The sequence below is a fragment of the Burkholderia sp. AU45274 genome, from assembly GCF_030482505.1.
GTDB lineage: Bacteria > Pseudomonadota > Gammaproteobacteria > Burkholderiales > Burkholderiaceae > Burkholderia.
The window spans coordinates 235,580-255,186 of record NZ_JAUJQE010000006.1 but is presented as its reverse complement, the minus strand read 5'-3'; the positions used below and the strand labels follow the sequence as shown (position 1 = coordinate 255,186).

Annotated in this window: 25 protein-coding genes; 10 read left to right on the top strand and 15 right to left on the bottom strand. The window is 65.2% G+C overall.

Features of this window, described 5'->3' with window-relative positions:
* Nucleotides 1-40: 40 nt before the first annotated feature.
* A complete protein-coding gene (gene pbpC, locus QZM35_RS23280) occupies nucleotides 41-2,455 on the top strand; it encodes a penicillin-binding protein 1C (RefSeq protein ID WP_301776884.1) in 2,415 nt (804 codons plus the stop codon).
* A gap of 127 nt (nucleotides 2,456-2,582) precedes the next feature.
* Here pbpC and QZM35_RS23275 read toward each other — a convergent pair whose 3' ends face one another.
* Both QZM35_RS23275 and QZM35_RS23270 read right to left on the bottom strand, forming a co-directional pair.
* Nucleotides 2,583-3,668, bottom strand: coding sequence for a DUF3578 domain-containing protein (locus QZM35_RS23275; protein WP_174973827.1), 1,086 nt, complete (start codon nucleotides 3,666-3,668; stop codon nucleotides 2,583-2,585).
* Between the two features lie 115 nt (nucleotides 3,669-3,783).
* The gene (locus QZM35_RS23270) at nucleotides 3,784-4,122 is read right to left on the bottom strand and encodes a helix-turn-helix transcriptional regulator (protein WP_089433147.1); all 339 of its coding nucleotides are present in this window, start codon (nucleotides 4,120-4,122) and stop codon (nucleotides 3,784-3,786) included.
* 79 nt (nucleotides 4,123-4,201) lie between these two features.
* Between QZM35_RS23270 and QZM35_RS23265 the strand changes: the two genes are divergently transcribed.
* On the top strand, nucleotides 4,202-5,101 hold the full coding sequence (locus QZM35_RS23265) for a hypothetical protein (RefSeq protein ID WP_089426803.1): 900 nt from the start codon (nucleotides 4,202-4,204) through the stop codon (nucleotides 5,099-5,101).
* A 207-nt stretch (nucleotides 5,102-5,308) separates the two neighbouring features.
* Nucleotides 5,309-5,539, top strand: coding sequence for a hypothetical protein (locus tag QZM35_RS23260; protein ID WP_089429039.1), 231 nt, complete (start codon nucleotides 5,309-5,311; stop codon nucleotides 5,537-5,539).
* A gap of 97 nt (nucleotides 5,540-5,636) precedes the next feature.
* Here the strand turns inward: QZM35_RS23260 and QZM35_RS23255 are convergent, their stop codons facing one another.
* The 7 genes from QZM35_RS23255 to QZM35_RS23225 all read right to left on the bottom strand — a co-directional run bounded on the left by QZM35_RS23255 (nucleotide 5,637) and on the right by QZM35_RS23225 (nucleotide 11,535).
* Entirely contained in the window at nucleotides 5,637-6,644 is a 1,008-nt protein-coding gene (locus QZM35_RS23255; RefSeq protein WP_301776883.1) for an aldo/keto reductase, read from the bottom strand.
* A gap of 51 nt (nucleotides 6,645-6,695) precedes the next feature.
* Nucleotides 6,696-7,022, bottom strand: coding sequence for a carboxymuconolactone decarboxylase family protein (locus QZM35_RS23250; RefSeq protein ID WP_039369463.1), 327 nt, complete (start codon nucleotides 7,020-7,022; stop codon nucleotides 6,696-6,698).
* Between the two features lie 132 nt (nucleotides 7,023-7,154).
* Complete coding sequence (locus QZM35_RS23245; protein WP_301776882.1) at nucleotides 7,155-8,048, bottom strand: LysR family transcriptional regulator; 894 nt, start codon at nucleotides 8,046-8,048, stop codon at nucleotides 7,155-7,157.
* Between the two features lie 95 nt (nucleotides 8,049-8,143).
* The gene (locus tag QZM35_RS23240) at nucleotides 8,144-9,022 is read right to left on the bottom strand and encodes an alpha/beta hydrolase family protein (protein ID WP_301776881.1); all 879 of its coding nucleotides are present in this window, start codon (nucleotides 9,020-9,022) and stop codon (nucleotides 8,144-8,146) included.
* A gap of 110 nt (nucleotides 9,023-9,132) precedes the next feature.
* Complete coding sequence (locus tag QZM35_RS23235) at nucleotides 9,133-9,873, bottom strand: alpha/beta fold hydrolase (protein WP_301776880.1); 741 nt, start codon at nucleotides 9,871-9,873, stop codon at nucleotides 9,133-9,135.
* Complete coding sequence (locus QZM35_RS23230; RefSeq protein ID WP_301776879.1) at nucleotides 9,870-10,676, bottom strand: DinB family protein; 807 nt, start codon at nucleotides 10,674-10,676, stop codon at nucleotides 9,870-9,872. Before QZM35_RS23230 ends, QZM35_RS23235 begins: the two co-directional genes overlap by 4 nt.
* Before the next feature lie 88 nt (nucleotides 10,677-10,764).
* Nucleotides 10,765-11,535: an alpha/beta hydrolase gene (locus QZM35_RS23225; protein ID WP_089426809.1), complete on the bottom strand. Its 771-nt coding sequence runs from the start codon at nucleotides 11,533-11,535 to the stop codon at nucleotides 10,765-10,767.
* Between the two features lie 182 nt (nucleotides 11,536-11,717).
* Here QZM35_RS23225 and QZM35_RS23220 point away from each other — a divergent pair, with 182 nt between their 5' ends.
* On the top strand, nucleotides 11,718-12,314 hold the full coding sequence (locus QZM35_RS23220) for a TetR/AcrR family transcriptional regulator (protein WP_301776878.1): 597 nt from the start codon (nucleotides 11,718-11,720) through the stop codon (nucleotides 12,312-12,314).
* A 69-nt stretch (nucleotides 12,315-12,383) separates the two neighbouring features.
* Here the strand turns inward: QZM35_RS23220 and QZM35_RS23215 are convergent, their stop codons facing one another.
* Nucleotides 12,384-12,815, bottom strand: a complete 432-nt coding sequence (locus QZM35_RS23215; protein WP_301776877.1) for a YciI family protein — start codon at nucleotides 12,813-12,815, stop codon at nucleotides 12,384-12,386.
* Nucleotides 12,816-12,975: 160 nt separating this feature from the next.
* Nucleotides 12,976-14,739: an ATP-binding protein gene (locus QZM35_RS23210; protein ID WP_174973820.1), complete on the bottom strand. Its 1,764-nt coding sequence runs from the start codon at nucleotides 14,737-14,739 to the stop codon at nucleotides 12,976-12,978.
* A 161-nt stretch (nucleotides 14,740-14,900) separates the two neighbouring features.
* Here QZM35_RS23210 and QZM35_RS23205 point away from each other — a divergent pair, with 161 nt between their 5' ends.
* On the top strand, nucleotides 14,901-15,131 hold the full coding sequence (locus tag QZM35_RS23205) for a hypothetical protein (protein WP_034186060.1): 231 nt from the start codon (nucleotides 14,901-14,903) through the stop codon (nucleotides 15,129-15,131).
* 42 nt (nucleotides 15,132-15,173) lie between these two features.
* Here QZM35_RS23205 and QZM35_RS23200 read toward each other — a convergent pair whose 3' ends face one another.
* Nucleotides 15,174-15,644 (bottom strand): hypothetical protein, encoded by a 471-nt coding sequence (locus QZM35_RS23200; protein ID WP_241025765.1) that lies wholly within the window; start codon nucleotides 15,642-15,644, stop codon nucleotides 15,174-15,176.
* A gap of 26 nt (nucleotides 15,645-15,670) precedes the next feature.
* Complete coding sequence (locus tag QZM35_RS23195) at nucleotides 15,671-16,867, bottom strand: MFS transporter (protein ID WP_301776938.1); 1,197 nt, start codon at nucleotides 16,865-16,867, stop codon at nucleotides 15,671-15,673.
* Nucleotides 16,868-17,047: 180 nt separating this feature from the next.
* Here QZM35_RS23195 and QZM35_RS23190 point away from each other — a divergent pair, with 180 nt between their 5' ends.
* From QZM35_RS23190 to QZM35_RS23170, 5 genes are all read left to right on the top strand, one after another.
* Nucleotides 17,048-17,365, top strand: a complete 318-nt coding sequence (locus QZM35_RS23190; RefSeq protein WP_301776876.1) for an H-NS histone family protein — start codon at nucleotides 17,048-17,050, stop codon at nucleotides 17,363-17,365.
* Nucleotides 17,362-17,670, top strand: a complete 309-nt coding sequence (locus QZM35_RS23185) for a hypothetical protein (RefSeq protein WP_301776875.1) — start codon at nucleotides 17,362-17,364, stop codon at nucleotides 17,668-17,670. Before QZM35_RS23190 ends, QZM35_RS23185 begins: the two co-directional genes overlap by 4 nt.
* A 38-nt stretch (nucleotides 17,671-17,708) precedes the next feature.
* The gene (locus QZM35_RS23180; protein ID WP_301776874.1) at nucleotides 17,709-17,987 is read left to right on the top strand and encodes a hypothetical protein; all 279 of its coding nucleotides are present in this window, start codon (nucleotides 17,709-17,711) and stop codon (nucleotides 17,985-17,987) included.
* Nucleotides 17,988-18,020: 33 nt separating this feature from the next.
* The gene (locus QZM35_RS23175) at nucleotides 18,021-18,293 is read left to right on the top strand and encodes a hypothetical protein (RefSeq protein WP_301776873.1); all 273 of its coding nucleotides are present in this window, start codon (nucleotides 18,021-18,023) and stop codon (nucleotides 18,291-18,293) included.
* Between the two features lie 73 nt (nucleotides 18,294-18,366).
* A complete protein-coding gene (locus tag QZM35_RS23170) occupies nucleotides 18,367-18,579 on the top strand; it encodes a hypothetical protein (RefSeq protein WP_301776872.1) in 213 nt (70 codons plus the stop codon).
* Here the strand turns inward: QZM35_RS23170 and QZM35_RS23165 are convergent.
* Together QZM35_RS23165 and QZM35_RS23160 are read right to left on the bottom strand one after the other, a co-directional pair.
* A complete protein-coding gene (locus QZM35_RS23165; RefSeq protein WP_301776871.1) occupies nucleotides 18,576-19,157 on the bottom strand; it encodes a lipase in 582 nt (193 codons plus the stop codon). The genes QZM35_RS23170 and QZM35_RS23165 overlap by 4 nt on opposite strands.
* Nucleotides 19,157-19,570 (bottom strand): hypothetical protein, encoded by a 414-nt coding sequence (locus QZM35_RS23160; RefSeq protein ID WP_301776870.1) that lies wholly within the window; start codon nucleotides 19,568-19,570, stop codon nucleotides 19,157-19,159. The genes QZM35_RS23165 and QZM35_RS23160 overlap by 1 nt, the downstream gene beginning before the upstream one ends.
* Nucleotides 19,571-19,607: the final 37 nt, after the last annotated feature.

Below are 19,607 nucleotides of genomic sequence, written 5' to 3'. Positions count from 1 at the left end.
CGTCGTTGCCGGCCGCGCCGGGTGCGAGGAGCGCCCGCGCGTGGCTGACGACGTTTCGGTGCGCCGGCGCGTGCTGCACGGCGCCGGCCGCTGGCTGCATCGCTGGCAGAACTGGATCGCCGGCGTGCTGCTCGTGTTCGGCGCGCTGGCCGCGTGCCGGCTGTGGCCGCATCCGCCGCTGCGCGACTGGAAGCCGTCGTCGGTCGCGGTAACCGACGCACAGGGCCACTTGCTGCGGCTCACGCTCGCGAAGGACGATCGCTACCGGCTGTGGGTGCCGCTCGACCGGATGTCGCCGCAGCTCGTCGAAGCCGTGATGCTGCACGAGGACCGCTGGTTCTGGTGGCATCCCGGCTTCAACCCGTACGGGCTCGCACGCGGCGCGTGGATCACGTATGTGCGCGGCGGCAATCCGCAGGGCGGCTCGACGCTGACGATGCAGCTCGCGCGCTCGCTGTGGCGGCTGAACACGCGCACACCGACCGGCAAGCTCGAGCAGGTGGCGCGCGCGGTGCAGCTCGAACTGTTCTATTCGAAACGGCAGATCCTCGAAGCGTATCTGAACGATGCGCCGTACGGCCGCAACGTCGAAGGCGCGGGCACCGCGAGCGTCGTCTATTTCGACCGGATGCCCGACGCGCTGACGCTGCCCGAGGCGCTCGCGCTCGCGGTGATTCCACAGGACCCGGCGCGACGGGTGCGCGGCGGGCAGGATGAAATCAACCGCGCGCTGGCCGTGTCGCGCAACCGGCTGTATGCGCGCTGGCTGACGAAGCATCCGGGCGATGCGTCGTTCAAGCCGCTGTTCGCGTTGCCGCTTGCGATGCGGCCGCTGTCCGCGCTGCCGTTCGATGCGCCGCATGCGGTCGACCAGGCACTCGCCGCCCGCAGCGCGTGGCGAACGTCCTCGAGTGCGACGGCGAACGACAGCGACGCCGACGCGCGGCTCGTGACGACGCTCGATCTCGACCTTCAACGCACACTCGAACGGCAGATCGCACGCTATGTCGCGCGCAACGATACGCGCGGCGTGCGCAACGCGGCGGCGATCCTCGTCGACACGCGCGACATGGGCGTGAAGGCGCTCGTCGGTTCCGCGAACTTCTTCGACCGCACGATCGACGGGCAGGTGAACGGCACGCTTGCGCGGCGCTCGCCGGGATCGACGCTCAAGCCGTTCATCTATGCGCTCGGTTTCGACCAGGGCGTGCTGCATCCGCAGACCGTGCTGCGCGACGTGCCGACCGCATTCGGCCCGTATGCGCCGGAGAATTTCGACGGTCATTTCCTCGGGCCGATCACCGCGACCGATGCACTGAACCGCAGCCGCAACGTGCCGGCCGTGTGGGTCGCGTCGCAGCTCAAGTCGCCCGATCTGTACCGGTTCCTGCAGGAAGCCGGCGTGCGCCGGCTCGCGAGCGCGCAGCACTACGGGCTCGCGCTGGTGCTCGGCGGCGGCGAAGTGACGATGCAGGATCTCGCGGCGCTCTACGCGATGCTCGCGAATCGCGGCGAGTTCCGGCCGCTGCGGCTGCGCGCGGACGAGCCGGCGCTGCCTGGCAAGCGCCTGCTGAGCGCCGAGGCGAGCTACATGACGATGGACATGCTGCGCCAGCATCTGCGCCCTGACGAGACGAGCGGCGCGCAGCCGTCGAGCGTGCCGGTCTACTGGAAGACCGGCACGTCATGGTCGTTCCGCGATGCGTGGACGGCCGGCGTGTTCGGCCCGTACGTGCTGGTCGTGTGGGTCGGCAACTTCGACAACTCGACCAATACGGCGTTCGTCGGCGTCGACGCGGCCGCGCCGCTGTTCTTTCAGGTTGTCGATGCGCTGAATGCCGAGCGCACGCTCGTCGAGCCGCCGCGTGCGATGCCGCCGAAGCTGAAGCGCGTGCGGATCTGCCTCGCGAGCGGCGACTTGCCGAACGAGTGGTGCCCGCAGCAGGGCTGGACGTGGTTCATTCCGGGCACGTCGCCGATTCGCGTGAGCACCGTGCATCGGCCGGTCGTGATCGACGAGGCGACGGGGAAGGCCGCGTGCCCGCCGTACGACGGCAAGCGCATGCATACGGAGATCTTCGAGTTCTGGCCGTCGGATCTGCAGCAGGTGTTCGTGCAGGCAGGCATTCCGCGCCGACGGCCGCCCCAGAATGCGGACTGTCGCGACGCGGGGCAGGTCGAGGGTGATCCGCCGCGCATCACGTCGCCGCTGCGCGGGAGTACGTATGCGATGCGTGTGAAGAGTACGGAGGAGACGCGCATCGCATTCAACGCGACCGCCGATGCGAGTGCGCACGCGCTGTACTGGTTCGTCAACGATGTGTTCGTCGGGCGCGGTGTGCCGGGCGATGCGCTGTTCTGGCAGCCGCGGACGGCCGGCAGTTATACGGTGCGGGTGGTTGACGATCACGGGCGCAGCGATCAGCGGCCGCTGGCGGTGGGGTTGGAGCAGTAGGAAGTGTGCTTGTGGGGGTAGGGTGCTGCCGCGCGACGGTAATCGCTTGTTTCGGCGTTTGGCGAATTTGCGGGTACACGAAGCAGGCTGTCTGCGATCGGCTACGAGTGATCGATCAGTCAGTGGGCTACGTAGGTCGGTGTACTTTAAAGGCGATGGATTCAAGCATCCACTGGTCAATGTCCCATTGCATCTGGGCCTCTACTACTCCACCCGAAGCGCTCGGCGCTGCACCGTTTCGATCGAGCTTAATTCGAGAGACGATCACAAGACCCGTTGCGCCTTTTTCCTGTCTATGAAGCTCGATTTCGTTTCGGGTCATTAGAATCGAGTCGCAAAGTTCGCTAGTTGTTCCCTTCACCTCAATCTTCAATGCTTGGCCGTCTCGCCGAGCCAGGATGTCAAATGGTTCAACCGCCGATTTGTCGTCGCACGTGAAGCCCTCGGATTGGAGAAATTGGATTGCCAAGAGCATTGCACGTAGTTCGACAGCCTTTCGCTCGGATGCAGTGAGTCCAATACCTTGTGCCCGTGTTCGTCGGTGTAGCGGCCTTACGATTGCTTCGAGATCGCGAGCATCTTGATCGGCCGGAGCTACATCTCGTTGATCAAGCTGCGCAAGATATATCGCGGAAAGTCTTTCTGCTGCAGCAAAGAGTAGCCCATCCAAATCGGAGGCATCGACGCTTTCGACGGGTACCCGTCGCGCCAATACCGTCGCCTTTTCAAATGTCCTCGGAAGTGACGCGCGTGCGCCAAGGGAGATGGTGTCGGTAAACGGCGCCAGCGTTTGCCAACGACGTTCAACCACGGAGCGCGCCCACGACGTTTTTGCAGTTAGCTGCGCATCAGATACGGGACGGAGATCACCGCCGCTCCAAACCGTACTGCCGCAACCTATGGTGAAAAAGCAGGCCGAACCATCTGCAGCAAAGTGAATGACGACATAGAATCCCTCACGTGGGGTCGGAGACATTGCCTTCGAGTAGAGCCGAACCCATGGCGCTTCGGTCTTCCTGCCGATGCCATCTGAACCCTCCACGGCTAAATCATCGAAAAGCGGATCGAATGCTCGACTCAGCTCGGGGAGCCGATGACGTAGCTCTTGCGCTAGATCGGAGCGAATGAGATTGCCGCGCTCCTGCATTTCGGGCGTATTCGATGAAGAATACTTTGGCTGAAGTTCGCAAATCCGCTTGATGGCCGATTTCAATTCGAGTCTCTTGGCTCGTTATGGGTAGTGTCCGTTCCGTGGCGATAAGCGATTTCCACCGAAGTCCCCTCTTATTCGTGCATCCGTATCCAGTTCCAGCAGCCCGCCCACCCCATCACCCATCATCCGCCTTCGCCTGCAGCCCCTTCAACCCCTGAATCACGACCAGCAGCGCGCGCCCGTGCTCATCCGACCCGTCCCACGCGTCGACGATCGCGTCGCGCAGCAGGTCGTTGTACTGGCGGCGCGACGGCCCGGTGTCGACACCATAGAAATTGCATAGCTTATTGAATGGCGCGCTGCGGCGCAGCCGGTGCCCGTTCGACAGCCTCAGGCGCGATACGGTTGGCTGGCTGACCCCGGAGAGTCGCGCGATTTCGCTGGACGAGCGTGTGTCTGCCATCAGACGGCGCAACAGGTCTTGAACGGGAAAATCTTGGTCCGGGGCTTCCATGCGATGCATTATACATATACAGTTACGGCTGTTGAATGGGCTTGCTGTCACCAGCGAGGCTGTATCCCCGAGAAAGTTGATGACACTGAAACACCTCCCACCCACGTTCTGCTGGACCAAGATCGGTACCGAGTCCGGCGAGGATTTGCCGACCGTCGTGCTCCGCAAGGAATGGGAGCGCCGGCTCGGGGGCGGGCGTTTTCTGTGGGGCATCAACCAGCCGCTCGGCAGCAGCGCGCAAGTCGCCGCGCATCGCACGGGCTCGCTGCTCGCGCTGTTTTCGCCGGTCGCATCGCGCCCGCGCGCGGGCGAGCGGAAAGACATGCTGCTGTGGAACGCATGGGTCGACGCAAGCGGGCAGGTGCGCCCGTTGCCGCCGCACACGTTCATCGCCAGTCGCTCGACCCTGCCGTCGGGCCGGCGCCGCGAACAGCACTACGCGCTCGTGTGCGCGTCGTCCACCGCGCTGACGGTCGGCACGCAATTGCGCGTGTTTCCCGATCACCTGCGCAGCGTGAGCACCGGCCAGCCGCTCGGCGCCGCACAGGGCGCGGCCGTGGTCGATTGCGTCGGGCGGGCGAAGGAGCAGACGGGCAAGAGCTATCCGCTCGCGCTGTCGGTCGAGCTCGAAGCACCGTATTTCGTGCGGCTCGCGCAGCCTTGCGTGCTGAAGGCGCGCGATCTCGCGGAAGTGAACAAGGCCACGCGCGCGGGCGATTTCGATCGCTTCGTCGAGCTCGTCGCGCGTTTGCGCGGCCGCTCGCCGACGGACGCCGTGCGCGGCGTCACGCGTGATCTGTTCGATGTGCCGCCGATCGAAACGGCCGCCGCGTATGTTGCGCCCACGCACGCGGCGCGATTGCGCAACCGGCCGGCGGCCGAGCATCCGCGTGATCTCACCGGCGACCTGTTCGACCTGTCGCCGGGTGAAGCGGCCGCGTTCGCGGGCCTTGCGCATCCCCGTATCGGGCGCGCGTGACGAAACGCACGCAGCGGATCGCGCAAGATTTTGTTGCAATCTCGCCATAGCGGAGCGGCGAGCGCAGAGAGACAATCGGCACGAAGCGCGCTGCGCGGCGGCCGATGCGTCGAACCTCGATGGGTCGTGGTTCACGCCGCCGACATGCGCACCACGCACACTGAGCGTCGGCGTGCTTCACACTGCAACCCTGAGGGAGAAGTGTCGATGTCGACCCACATCTGTTCGCGGGAAGCCCGGGCCGCGCAGCGCTTCGTCGAAGCCACGCGCAACGTCGATCAGGCGTTTCGCGCCGTGCGCGGCGAAAGCGACGACGACGTTTCGTCGGCGGAATACGCACTTGCGATGTCGCGCCTCGATCGTGCGCTCGACGAGCTGGCGCGTGCGCAGGAATTTTTCGATCGCGTCGTCAGCGCCGACACAGCGCACGACAACTGATCGAGCCGCATCAACGTTAAAGCGCGTCGGGCGACGCGCTTTCATCATCTTGCCGGGCATCGCGCCCGGCATGTCATTCAGTCATCCCGTTCCGACTTCAAACCTTGCGGCCTTCTACCGGATAGCCGGGATCGGTATAGCCGTGCGTCGAGGCATGCCCGGGCGGCACGAGCGAATCGACGAACCGTTCGTCGTCCGGGCCGAGTGCGAGCTTCAGCGCATCGATATAGCTGTCCCAGTGTGCTTCGGTGCGCGGCCCCGCGATCGTCGAGCTGACGATGCGGTTCTTCATGACCCACGCGAGCGCGAACGCAACCGACGTCGTGCCGCGCGCGGCGGCATGCGCGGCCACCTGCTGCGCGATGTGCAACGATTCGGGGCGCCATTCCGTTTGCTGGATGCGACGGTCGCCGCGGCCCGCGCGCGAATCGGCGGGCGGCTGCGCATCGACTGCATATTTGCCGGTCAATACACCGCGCGCGAGCGGGCTGTACGGCACGACGCCGATCCCGTAATGCGCGGCGGCCGGAAGCTGTTCGACCTCGGCCGTGCGATCGACGAGGTTGTACAGCGGTTCGCTCGCGACCGGGCGATCGATGCCGAGCTGGTCCGCGAGCCGCACGATCTCGGCGATGCGCCAGCCCTTGAAGTTCGACAGCCCGAAGTAGCGCACCTTGCCTTGCCGGATCAGGTCGGCGATCGCGCGCATGCCTTCGTCGAGCGGCGCATCGGTCAGCGCGCGATGGAAATAGAGGATGTCGATGTAGTCGGTGCCGAGCCGCTTCAGGCTCGCGTCGACCGATTCGACGATCCATTTGCGCGACTGGCCCTGCCGGTTCGGCCCTGCGTCCGGCCCGGCCGGATAGCCGAACTTCGTCGCGACGACCCAGCTGTCGCGACGCGACGCAATCGCGCGGCCGACCACTTCTTCCGAGCGGCCGGCGTGATAGACGTCGGCCGTGTCGATGAAGTTGATGCCCTGGTCGAACGCCTTGTCGATGATGCGCGCCGATGTCGCTTCGTCGGTTTCGCCGCCGAACATCATTGCACCGAGACACAGCGGCGACACCTTGAGCGCGCTGCGCCCGAGATAGCGGTAATCCATGAAGGCTCCATGCGGGCGCGTGCCCGCCGGTTGAATGTAGGGATGCTGCGCTTACACGCCGGCTTCGTCGAACACGCGCTGCGCGATCGTCAGCGCCGAGCTTGCGGTCGGCCAGCCCGAGTAGAACGCGAGGTGCGTGATCGCTTCGACCAGCTCGTCGCGCGTGAGGCCGTTGTCGAGCGCTTTCTTCAGGTGGAATGGAAGTTCGTTGACGCGATACAGCGACACGAGGCTCGCGACCGTGACGAGGCTGCGATCGCGCGGCGACAGGCCGGGGCGCTGCCAGACGTCGCCGAACAGCACGTTGTCGGTGTAGTCGGCGAGGGCGGGGGCGATGGCGCCGAACGCTTTGCGTGCGGCGGAAGTCGGTTCGGACATCGAGGGCTCCGGGGAAGGTGGGGAACACCGTCGATGGTAGCCACCGATGCGTCTATCGATAATCCCCGTCAATCCGCATGCACTTATCGACCCGATTCATGAATCGCGGCGCAGGTGTGGCGCAAAGCGGGCTCATGCGCGATAGCGCAGCGCCTCGACGATCACCGCGAGCGCGCGCGACGACTGCCGCCGGCTCGCGTAGTACAGGTGATGACCGGGGAACGTCGGGCACCAGTCGGCGAGTACGCTGTCGAGGCGGCCGGCGTCGACATGCGGCGCCGCGAGTTCGGCGGGCACGTAGGCGAGCCCGTAGCCCGCGAGCGCCGCGTCGAGCGTTTCGTAGGTGCCGTTGAACGTGACCTGCCCGTCGACGCGCACCTGCAGCATCGCGTCCCCGCGCGCGAGCTCCCACGCGTACAGCGCGCCGTGCGTCGGCAGGCGCAGGTTGATGCAGTCGTGCGCGACCAGATCCTGCGGCGACACGGGGCGCGCGCGTTCCGCGAAATACGCGGGCGCGCCGACGATCGCCATCTTCATGTCGGCCGAGATGCGCACGGCGATCATGTCCTTCGCCACCTGGTCGCCGAGCCGCACGCCGACGTCGAAGCGCTCCGCGACGATGTCGGACAGCCCGTAGTCGTTCACGAACTCGACCTTCAGGTCGCGATAGTCGCGCAGGACCGGCGCGAGCTTCGGCCACAGCAGCGTGCGGATCACGAAGTCGGTCGCGTTGATGCGCACGGTGCCCGTGGGCTGGTCGCGCAGTTCCGCGAGCGCAGCCAGTTCGGCCTCGATTTCGTCGAAGCGCGGCGCGAGATTGAGCAGCAGGCGCTCGCCGGCTTCGGTCGGCGCGACGCTGCGTGTCGTGCGCGTGAGCAGCCGCACGCCGAGGCGGGTTTCGAGCGAGCGGATCGTATGGCTGAGCGCGGATTGCGAGACGCCGAGCTGCGCGGCCGCCCGCGTGAAGCTGCGCTCGCGCGCGACGGCGATGAAGGCGAGGAGATCCGCAAAGTTGTCGCGCGGCATGGAAGGTGTCGAGTGGTCGAGGCCCGCGCATCGTACCACCGGGTTCGACGGGCCGCGTCGTGTCGCTGCGTCGTGTCGCGGCGATGCGGCGCGCGTCAGCCCGCGCGGGTCATGCCCGGCGCATGGGGCGCGGGACGGTACGCATAGCCGCGCTGCTGGAACGACGTCGCGAAGAACCGCATCTGGTAGCGGATCGCATTCGCCCAGTAATCCCACGTGTGGCCGCCCGGCCGCTCCGCATAGTCGTGCGGCACGCCGAGCGCGACGAGCCGTTCGTGCAGCGTACGGTTCGAGCCGACGAACGCGTCGTCGCGGCCGCAATCGATCGTCAGGTCGAGATGCGCCCGCACGAACGCGCTGGCGCTGGCGACGATCACGTTGCGGTCCCAGAACGACGGATGGCGGCCGGGGTCGCCGAATACGTGGTCGATGCCCGGCTCGTCCGCGCAGCAGCGCGGATCGACCGCGCCGCTGATGCTGCCGACCGCGCCGAACGTGTCGGGCCGGTCGAGCGCGATGCGCAGCGCGCCGAAGCCGCCCATGCTGAGCCCGGTGATCGCGCGGGCGCGTTGCGTGGCGATCGTGCGGAAGTGCAAGTCGATGTACGACACGACTTCGTCGCCGATGAAGGTTTCGTAGCGGCTGCCCGAATCGAACGGGCTGTCGATGTACCAGCTCTCGTGCCCGCCGTCGGGCATCACGAGGATCACGTGGTAGCGGTCGGCCAGCGCGGCGATGCGCGTGTTCGACGTCCAGTCGGTGTGATCGCCGCCCGAGCCGTGCAACAGATAGACGACCGGATAGCGGTCGACGTCGCGGGTGCCGCGCGCATAGGCGTCGGGCAGCACGACGGTGGCCTTGAGCGTCTCCTTCATCGCGGCGCTGGGAATCACGACGACCCGCGCGTGAAAGGCGAGAGCAGGGCCTGAAATGGCGACCAGCAGAAGCAGCCAGAAGGCGCGTGCCAGGTACATCGATCCTCGCATGTGTCGACCCCATCCGGCGACGGGCGCCGGGAAAACCCTGTTCGGACGACTCTAGCAACCGCGCCTTTCAACCATATTTCGGCGAATCCTACGGGTTGTCAGGCGGGCGGCGTGGACACGATGCGCCCGAGCGCCGCGCGAAACGCATCGGGTTGCTCGGCCGCGATCAGGTGCCCGCAGCGCTCGATCGTGTCGAAGCCGGCGCAGCGCGCGAGCGCCCGGTCGGGCACGTGCCAGCCTGCGCGCGAGCGTTCGCCGGCCATCAGCCAGACCGGATGACGCTCGAACACTTGCGCGAGTGTCTGCAGATAGCCCGGTTCGCCGGTCGTCGCGACTACCGAGCGGCCCATCGCGCGCAGCGTCGATGCGGGCTGATGCGCGAGCCAGCGGCGGGCGTCGTCGACGAGGCCCGGCGACGGCGCGTCGATCGCGCCGCGCAGCCAGCCGTGCGGATCGGCACGCAGGCCGTCCAGCATTGCATCGGCTTCGGCAGGCGTCATGCGGCCGACCGACGCCGACCAGAACGCATCGTCGAGCGTGAAGTTGCCCTCGACGTTGACGATCCGCCGCACGCGTTCCGGGTGCGCATGCGCGAACAGCATCACGATCGCGCCGCCGACCGAGTGGCCGACGACATCGACCGGCTGCGCGCCGAAGTGCGTATCGACGGTATGGCGAAGGTGCTCGACCTGCGCGGCGAGTGTGATCAAGTCGAACGGTACTGCGCGATGCGCGCCGTAGCCGAGCAGGTCGGGCGCGAGATGCGGGCCGTTCCACCCGCGCACGTCGAGCGTGCCGATGAAACCGTGGATGAAGACGACGGGCGTGGACTGGGTCATGGGGCGGGCGCGGCAGGAAGGGGCGGCAACGCGAGTTCGGCGAGCAGTTCGTCGAGTTCGAGCACGTGCGTGCGGTCGTGGTCGAGCAATTCGCGCACGAGTTCGTCGAGCGACATGCGGCGGAAGCCGTCGCGCAGCCCGCAGCGTGCGAGTTGCGCGGAATCGAGCGCGGCCGCGGTTGCACACAGCGCGGCGCGGCCCGTGCGGAATGCCGTGACGGCAGCGTCGAGCGGTTGCGCGAGATAGTCGCGTTGCGCGGCGAGCGCGGTGCCGTCGACGGATGCCATCACGGGCAGGTCGAGCGTGCGTACGGCGTCGATGCGCTCGGCGAACACCGCGTCGAGATCGCGCAGGTGGCACGCATGCTCGACGAGCGAGAAGCCCGTGGCGTCGGGGCGGCGTGTCCACAGGGCGGCCGGCACGTGCGCCGCATACGCGGCGAGCCGATCGGGCAGGCGCGCCAGCGCGGCGACGACGTCGGTGAACGGCAGCACCTGCGGATACGCGCTGAACACCGCGCCATAGCTGAACAGCGTGCCGCCGAGCCGCCCGCGCGCCTGCACGACGTCGTGGCCGTGACGGCGCATGACTTCCGCGACCATCGCGCCGCAGAACTGGCGGGCGGTGGTGTCGGTTTCGATTTCGGGGAATTTCAGTGCGATCTCGTGCTGGATCGCACCGATCGCGGCGACGCCCACGCGCGACAGCGCCGCGAATTCGACGTAGCGCTCGGGTTGCGCGATCAGCGCTTCGAGCTGGACGCCGAGCGCGGTGAGGCGGAAACGGTCGAAGCGGGAATGCATGACGGGAGGGTTTCGGCGAGTAACGTATCAAAACGATACGTTACTCGCCGAGGGGACGTCAACAGGCGGAATCGTGCACGACGTTGGGTCACTCCTTGCCTGCGCCCTTGGCTGCCTGTTCGATCAGCTTCGCAACTTCGGCCGGGTGCGAGATGTACGCGACGTGGCTCGACTTGAGTTCGATCGTCTTGCTGCCGGCGCGTTGCGTCATGAAGCGTTCGAGCTCGGGGTTGATCGCGCGGTCTGCCGTGGCGACCACCGCCCAGCTCGGCTTGGTCCGCCATGCGGCATGCGTGATCGGCACGCCGAACGACTGCGCGGCCGGCGTCACCTGCGAGATCGCCATGAATTTCGCTTCGGCGGCCGGTACGTCGGCCGCGAAGTCGGCGTGGAACGACGCTTCGTCGAAATACAGATGGCCGTCTTCGGTGGCCTTGATCGCCTTCGTCGCGGGCGGCGTCTTCCTGGTCAGGTCGAGCGGGCTTTCGCCGGTGTCGGGCTGGAACGCGGCCACGTAGACGAGGCCCGCGACCTTGTCGTCGTTGCCGGCTTCGGTGATCACCGCGCCGCCGTAGCTGTGGCCGACGAGGATGCTCGGGCCGTCCTGCGCGTCGACGACACGCCGGGTTGCCTTCACGTCGTCGTCGAATGACGTTTCGGGCTGCTGAACGACGGAAACCTTGTAGCCGTCGCGCGTCAGGATGTTCGAGACGGCTTGCCAGCCCGAGCCGTCGGCGAAGTAGCCGTGAACCAGCACGACGTTCTTGACGGGGGCGGCGACGGCCGCGTGCGAACCGAATGCGGCGGCGGAAACGGCGAGTGCCGCGGCGATGTGGCGAAGTTGGGAAAAGCGCTTCATTTTCATTCTCCAGAAGGAAGACAGGGTGGGAAACCGTCGGATATCGACAGGCGTCTTGTTCTGTCGATAAAGTCATCCTACTAGTAGGTAGGGTGATCGACAAGGAGAATTTGCGGCTGGAAAAGACTATCTCAGGGCAGTAAACTATCGCTGTTTTTCATCCGACTAGATGGTAGGCAAATATGACGGTATCGGGGGACAGTACGGCGGGCCGCATTCTCGAGGCCGGGCGCCAACTGATCATGCGGCGCGGCTACAGCGGGTTCAGCTATGCCGACATCGCCGACGCGATCGACATCCGGAAGGCGAGCATCCACCACCATTTCCCGACGAAGGCGGATCTGGCGGTCGCGGTGCTGCAGCAGTCGCAGGCGAATTTCGATGCCGACATGTCGCTGCTCGACGCGAGCGGCGCCGACGCGCTGGTGCAGATGCGCGCGTATGTCGGCTACTGGGAACGCTGCATCGCGGACGACAGCGCGCCGTTCTGCGTCGCCGGCATGCTCGGCGCGGAGCTGCCCGCGCTGCCCGACGACGTCGCGCGGGCGGTGAGGGCGCATTTCGACGATCTCGCCGCATGGCTGGTGCGCGTGCTCGAGGCGGGGGTGAAAGACGGCGTCGTGCAGCCGGACATATCGGTGCAGACCGAGGCCGCGACGTTCGTGTCGCTGGTCTACGGCGCGATGCTCGCCGCGCGGGCGTACGGCAATGCCGGGATGTTCCGGGACGTGACCGGCGGCGCGGTCGAGCGGCTCGCGGTGCCGCGCACACGCGGGTGAGCCGCGCACGCATCAGCGGGTCGGAGCGGCGTCCGGCGGTGAGGCGAAACCGTCCGGCGCCGCCGCGATTTACGCGTGTTTTCCGGCGTCGGCCTGCGCGCTCGACCTCGCTTTCTGCGCTTGCAATGCTTCCGTGAACGCCGGGCTGAAGTCTTCCGCCTCGAACAGCGGGCGGATCTCGATGTCGGAGTCGCCGGGCATCGGGTTCGGGCAGCGCTTCACCCATTCGACTGCCTCTTCCATCGATTTCACCTGCCACAGCCAGAAGCCGGCGACGAGTTCCTTCGTTTCGGCGAACGGGCCGTCGCTGACGGTGCGGTTCTTGCCGGCAAAGTGCACACGCTTGCCGCGCATGCTCGGGTGCAGCCCGTCGGCGGCGAGCAGGATGCCGGCTTGCGCCAGTTCTTCGTTGAACCGGCCCATCGCGGCGATCATTTCCGGGTCGGGCATCCGGCCGGATTCGGAATCGGTGGTGGCCTTGACGATGACGAGGACGCGCATGGTGGACTCTCCTTGAACAAGAATGAGGGGGCGCCGCCGGTCGTGCCGACGGCAAAACGAGCGGTTACGACAACACGACGCGCGACGGCGGCGCGAATCGACATCGCAGGGAAAAAATCTCAGGGGTGAACGGCGTGTGCGGCGTTGCGCCGGCAATCCGTCATGTCGTGCCGGCGCCCGCATCGAGCGCGCTGCGGATCCGGGCGGCGAGTTCGTCGCGCCGGTATGGCTTGCCGAGCAGCATCACGCCGGGGTCCAGCCGTCCCGCATGGAAGATCTCGTCTCGCGTGTAGCCGGACGTGAACAGCACGGGCAACGGCGGCTTGCGCAGCGCGGCACGGCGTCCGAGTTCGCCGCCCTTCACGCGGCCGGGCATGATCACGTCGGTAAACAGCAGGTCGATTGGCGTCTCGCTGTCGAGCACGCGCAATGCGGCTTCGCCGCTGGACGCCGTGATGACCTTGTAGCCGAGCTGCGCGAGCATGTCGACCACGGTCAGGCGGACGTCCGCATCGTCCTCGACGACGAGGATGGTCTCGTGGCCGCGCACCGCGTCGTGCTGCGGCATGCGGGCCTGCTCCTCGGCCGCGCCGTGGCAGCGCGGAAACGTGAGGCGCACGGTGGTGCCCTGGCCCGGCGTGCTGTCGATCGACACATGGCCGCCGCTCTGCTTGACGAAGCCGAACACCATGCTGAGCCCGAGCCCCGTGCCTTCGCCATCCGGCTTGGTCGTGAAGAACGGTTCGAACGCGCGCTCGAGCACGTCGGCCGTCATGCCGGTGCCCGTGTCGGCGAGCTCGAGCGTCACGTATTCGCCGGGTGGCGTCGGCGCGCGGCCGGCGTTCGACGCATCGCCTGACTGCACGTTGTAGGCGGCGATCGTCAGCGTGCCGTCGCCGCGCATCGCGTCACGCGCATTGAGCGCAAGGTTCAGGAGTGCGTTTTCGAGCTGGTGCCGGTCGGCGAGCACGTTGCCGACATCGGACGACAGTGCGGGGACGATCCGGACCGTTTCGCCGAGCGCGCGGCGCAGCATCTCGCTCATGTCCACGATCAGTTGCCGCGGATTCAGCGTCGTCGGCGCGAGCGGCTGGCGGCGCGCGAAGGCGAGCAGGTGCGACGCCAGTTTCGCACCGCGCCGCACGGCGTTGTTCGCGTTCTCGATCCGGGGTTGCGCGCCCGCATGGGTGCCGAGCTCGACGGAGAGGATCTGCAGGTTGCCGCTGATCACCTGCAGCACGTTGTTGAAGTCGTGCGCGATGCCGCCGGTCAGGTTGCCGATCGCTTCCATCTTCTGTGCATGACGCAACTGTTCCTCGATCGCCGCACGCTCCGCGATCGCGTCGGTCACGCGCTGCTCGAGCGTCTCGGTCAGGTCGCGCAGCCGGGCATTGGACGCCTGCAGCGCCGCTTCCGCGCGATTGCGGTGGCGCGTGGCGAGCACGCGTTCAGTGGTCTCGACGACGACGGCGAGCACGCCGCCCGGTGCACCGTCGTCGTCGGGGATCGGGCTGTAGTGCAGATCCATCCAGACGTCTTCGGGGCGGCCGCTGCGCAGCAGCACGAGGGCTTTGTCGCGATAGGACAGCGTGCCGCCGGCGAGGCAGGTGTCCATCACGTTGCGGTTGAAATCGGCGACTTCGGGCCAGCCGAGTTCGACCGGCTTGCCGAGCAGATACGGATGGCGCCCGCCGGCGAACCCGGCATACGCGTCGTTGTAGATCATGTAGCCGGGGCGGCCCCACAGCATCACCAGCGGCAGCGGCGACGCGAGCACCGTGCGCACGGCCGTGACGAGGCTGGCCGGCCACCCGTCGAGCGGGCCCAGCCCGGTGGCGGCCCAGTCGAATGCGGCGATGCGCCGGGCCATGTCGCCCTGCCAGCCGGTACAAGCGTGATGCTGCGCGAACAACTCGACATGCATGGGAGCGCTCCGATGAGGACATGCGGTCTCGGGCGGGGGACAAGTCGCGAAAGCGTGCTCCATTCTAGGGCAGATCGATTCGTGCGGCGACGCTGCGCCGTTCCGGAGCCCGTCGTCAAAACTGGTATGCTGATCCTCACCACGTTCACGCGGAGGGCGCCATGGCTGCTAAGGAAGTCTCGAAGAAGAAGTACCTGAAAATCCTGAACAAACGCCTGCGCGCCGAGCCGGCGGCTCCGGCCGGCGCGTCGTTTGTCTTTTTCCCGCTGGGTGCGAAGGCGAAGCACGCGACGGGTGTCGTGTCCGGCGACACGCGCAGCAAGCGCGAACTGGCGGTGATGGCCGCGGTGCAGCGCAAGGCGGCCGAAGAGTTCGTCGTCGCCGGCGCCTGACCGGACCCTGCTGCACCCTCGCTGGATTGCCGCCTCCGCCCCTTACGCGGCGGCGGCCTCGCAATGCGCGATCGCGCCGGCGAGCACGCGCGGGATGTCGTGCGTGAGGGCCGGGCCGTGCCTCGGCAGGATGAGGTCGAGATCGAGCGGCTGGATCGGGCACAGCGCACTGGCCAGGCAGGCGAGCGAGGGCAGGTAGTCCGGGCGCCGGCTCGAATCGACGGTCGCCGGCAGCGGGCCGTCCGTCGCTTCACGGCCGAAGCGCATCAGGATGCCCGACGACAGCAGCGCCTTGTACGCCGGCAGGTACCCGACTGACCCATTCCACTGATGTACGTGTTTCGTGAAGATCGGCACGAGTTCGACGCCGGAGCGGGGCGTCGACACCGTGCCGGGCAGGCGCGCGACACGGTGCCTCGGCTCGGTCCGGCAGCGTCGGTCCGGCCGCGAATCCGGCCGCTTCGCGCAGCAGTCGGGCACGGCGCTGCGCACCGTCCCGGCTATCGTGAACATCCGGTTCGATCGGGCGCTCAGGACACCTAGTCCGCCGCCGCCGCATAGCGGCCACCGCCATCCGCTTCGTCGCCCGCCGCGAGCTGTTCCAGCGCGAGGCCCTTCGTCTCGATCCCGAGCGTCCACACGGCCAGCGCGGCCGCGATGAACGACAGCGCGCCGAGCGTGAACACGCCGCCCTGGCCGAACACCGGCAGCACGACGCCGACCACGTAAGGCCCGATCAACGAACCGACGCGCCCGATCGCCGACGCGAAGCCCGAGCCCGTCGCGCGTGCGCCGGTGCCGTACAGCTCCGGCGTATAGGTGTACAGCGCGGCCCACATCCCGAACAGGAAGAACTGCATCGCGAGGCCGGTGCCGATCAGCAGCGCCATGCTGCCGCCATACAGCGCGCTCTGGCCGTACGCGTACGCCATCACGCCGCCGCCGATCAGCGACGCGATGCAGGTCGGCTTGCGACCCCAGCGTTCGACGAGCCACGCGGCGCACAGGAAGCCCGGCACGCCGCCGAGCGAGATCAGCACCGTGTAGAACACCGATTTCGTGACCTCGAAGCCGGCCTGCTGCAGCAGCGCGCCGAGCCACGACGTGAGGCCATAGAAACCGAGCAGCGCGAAGAACCACAGCAGCCACACCATCACCGTGCGGCGGCGGTACACGCCGCTCCAGATCTCGCGCAGCGCGCCGCGCCCGCGGGCGGCGACCGGCTCGGCGAGCCGCGACGGCGGCGGCAGCGTCGTGACGCCGGCCGAGCGCATCACCTTCGCCTCGATCGTGTGCATCACCGTGTCGGCTTCCGCATGTCGGCCCGCATGCTCGAGCCAGCGCGGCGATTCCGGCACGATGCGACGCACGACGAGCACGAACACGGCGGGAATCGCGAGCAGCGCGAACACCGTGCGCCAGCCGAACTGCGGCAGCACGAAGTACGCGACGATGCCGGCCGTGATGAAACCGAGCGGCCAGAAGCCGTCCATCAGCGCGATCAGGCGGCCGCGCTTCTCGGTCGGCACGAATTCGGACAGCAAGGTCTGCGCGACCGGGAATTCCATCCCCATCCCGATCCCGAGCAGCACGCGGTAGACGATCAGCGCGTCGACGCTCTGCGCGGTCGAGCACAGATACGAGGCCGCGCCCCACAGCACCATGCTCCACTGGAAGGATGCTGAAACTAGACTTTTTCCATGAAAAATCAATATGTTATGTTGACTTTCCGGTATTCCAGCGTGCCAACAAAATACATCGTCTCACACTATAAAAAACAGATACTTAGCGATGCGTTTTGAACCTCCAGAGATTTCACATCCCTTGACTGTCGTACAGATGTGTCGCGACTTCGAAGGATCGAACCAAGTGTGATAGAAATGTATCCTTGCCACACCACACAACCAGATTCCGACATGGAACTCAAAGAACTACAGGCCCAGCTCAGGGAAGTGAACACCCAGATCGCTGAGGCGCGATCGCAAGAACGGCGAGCATGGCTCGCGACGGTCAAGGAACAGGTTCAGGCGTTCGGCATCAGCCAAGACGAACTGCTGCGCGCGGCAGGCTTCCTGAAGATCCACAAACGCGCCGCAGCGAAGTACTACGATCCGTCATCGGGGAAATCATGGTCAGGCAAAGGCCCGCGCCCGAAGTGGCTGGAGGGCAAGAACCTGGACGACTATCTGATTGATCGCCAGCCGAAGGCTTGGTGGCCGGGAGAAGAGGGATGACCGATAAAGAATTGCTGGAACATGCAGCGAAAGCAGCAAAATTTGATTTTGTTCCATCAAAAGATGGTGGTATTGGATGGATTGGAGGCATTCTGCACAAGCCATGGAATCCATTGCGTGATGATGGGGATGCTTTACGTTTGGCTGTAAAGATGAAAATGGATATCGTTATAGGTCAATCGGTAAAAGTCGTTTGCGTGATCAATGATCATAATGTATCACGCGTAATTTTGCCATTAGATGAAGATCCTTACGCTACGACAAGACGAGCCATTGTTATGGCTGCTGCTGGAATTGAGGGATAAATTGACTCGCAGCCACAATCGGCTGGCTAGGAGGCGGGGTGAAAAACTGGGCTATATTCGTGCACATACCGCTTGAATGGGATGCGGAGTTTGCTCGGTATTCACGCCGTGAATCGGCATGGCGTTATATCCATTCGGTGCCAGCCGAAAATGAGGGTGACGCATTACACAAGGCTAAGAATTTCTTTGCCAAGCGCCAGCGTAAAAACACGGCATATTATCCGACCAGCAAATTGAAGGATATAAGAGTGATGGACGACAGACTTTACGTGACCGGATGTTACGAAATTGATTCGGTAGGGACAGGAAGGGATTGATACGCAGCATAACGCTGGCTAGAGAGGGGTGTGATGGACGAACCAACTATCCAACAAGTGATCGACGCATTCCGCCATGGGCCGTTGCTAGGAAGCATTGACGATCGCGCCGCAAGTATAGCGAACTATCTATCACGCGGAAAAACATCCGTAATCGTAGATCGCATAGAAGGCACGGTCGCGCACTTCATACAACATACGATGTTAGAAGATCCCATGTTCCACCTTCGAGGTGGGATGGGAGACTTCTACAAATACGAAACAACTAGGCTTGAGATTGAGATGGCTCCGCAGAATGCGGGCTGAGGGAGGGGTGTGATACAACCCGCCATCTGTATTTGTCAGACACAAACGACAGGCTGTAATCAGGGAGAAACTTTTGGTCGACTACGTGCGCCTGCTTGAACAACTTCTAGGCCCACAAAACGAAAAATGGCTGTGGCCACGAACGCTGACCGAAGATGAAATCGAATATTTCCGCGTACAAGCTCGCGCACCCGAGATAACGGGAGGCGTGATTATTCGCGGCAATGTGATTCTGGTCACCGATGGCGTGGCCACGGCTTTTACGATTAACTGGCGTGTGATTTAGGCGAGAGCAGCGATGACGCGGCTGATGGCATGATCCTTAACGTTCGGAATCAGCATTGAAGATTTGCCGATGTGCGTCAGCAGTCCGGCATGCTGCCAGTCCAAAGGTAGACTAGGAACGATATCGAGTCCATTCCAGTACAGATGCAGCGGCACTTTTGCAAGCAACGTGCGGAAGTTGGCATCAGGACTGATGCGCGGCGGTTCGTAGCCGAATACGGCGACCGGCGGATTTCCCGAGATAGTCATGGCCGCCGCGGCGACAACAGCGATGGCAGCACCGAGTGAGTGCCCTACGAGGGTGACAGGCTTTCCGTCGATCGCGGCAAGCACTGGCATCGAGATAGCCTGCCAAGCCTGCCAGAAACCTCTATGGCACCTTCCGATGCCCGGAACCACCATCGGGCCAATGTCGATGTCTGCGCCGACGCAATCCGCGTTATCGGTGCCGGGAAAGGCAATCACCAATCCATCCGCCGTATGTCGCACGATGGCCCGAGAAGCGCTATCCGGATCGCCAATGTCAGGCTTTGCGGAATACGCCTCTTGAGCCAAGAGCGCGTAATCATACGCGTTCATTACTGGCTCACAGCGGGAGCCGGAGCGGCCGTCGTCAGGAACTGATCAATGAGCGCTTGAACCATCGGCCCGAATGTCTGGAGACCCAGAAGAACCGCCTGTTGGTCGGGCAGTGCGGGCACAGCTTGGACAATCGTAATTGCGGCAGGAAGCAGCGTATCGTGGAACGCCTTCAGGTTGGTGACGTTCAGTTGCGCACCAGCTTTGCAGATAGCTTGGTTCGCCGGCAGGATCGTTTTCGAGATCGTGGCCTGTTGATCCGCATTAAGCAGCGGAGACGTGGCAAGAATGGTCAGATCGCCGTTTACGATCGTGCAGCCGGTCTGGAATTGTTGCTGGGCAGTCGGCAAAGAATTGCAGCCAACGATTGCGACGGACGCAAGAACGCCTGCCGCGAGAAGCAGCTTTTTCATTTGATACTCCGGAAATTTGCCGCGATTGCGGCCGGGA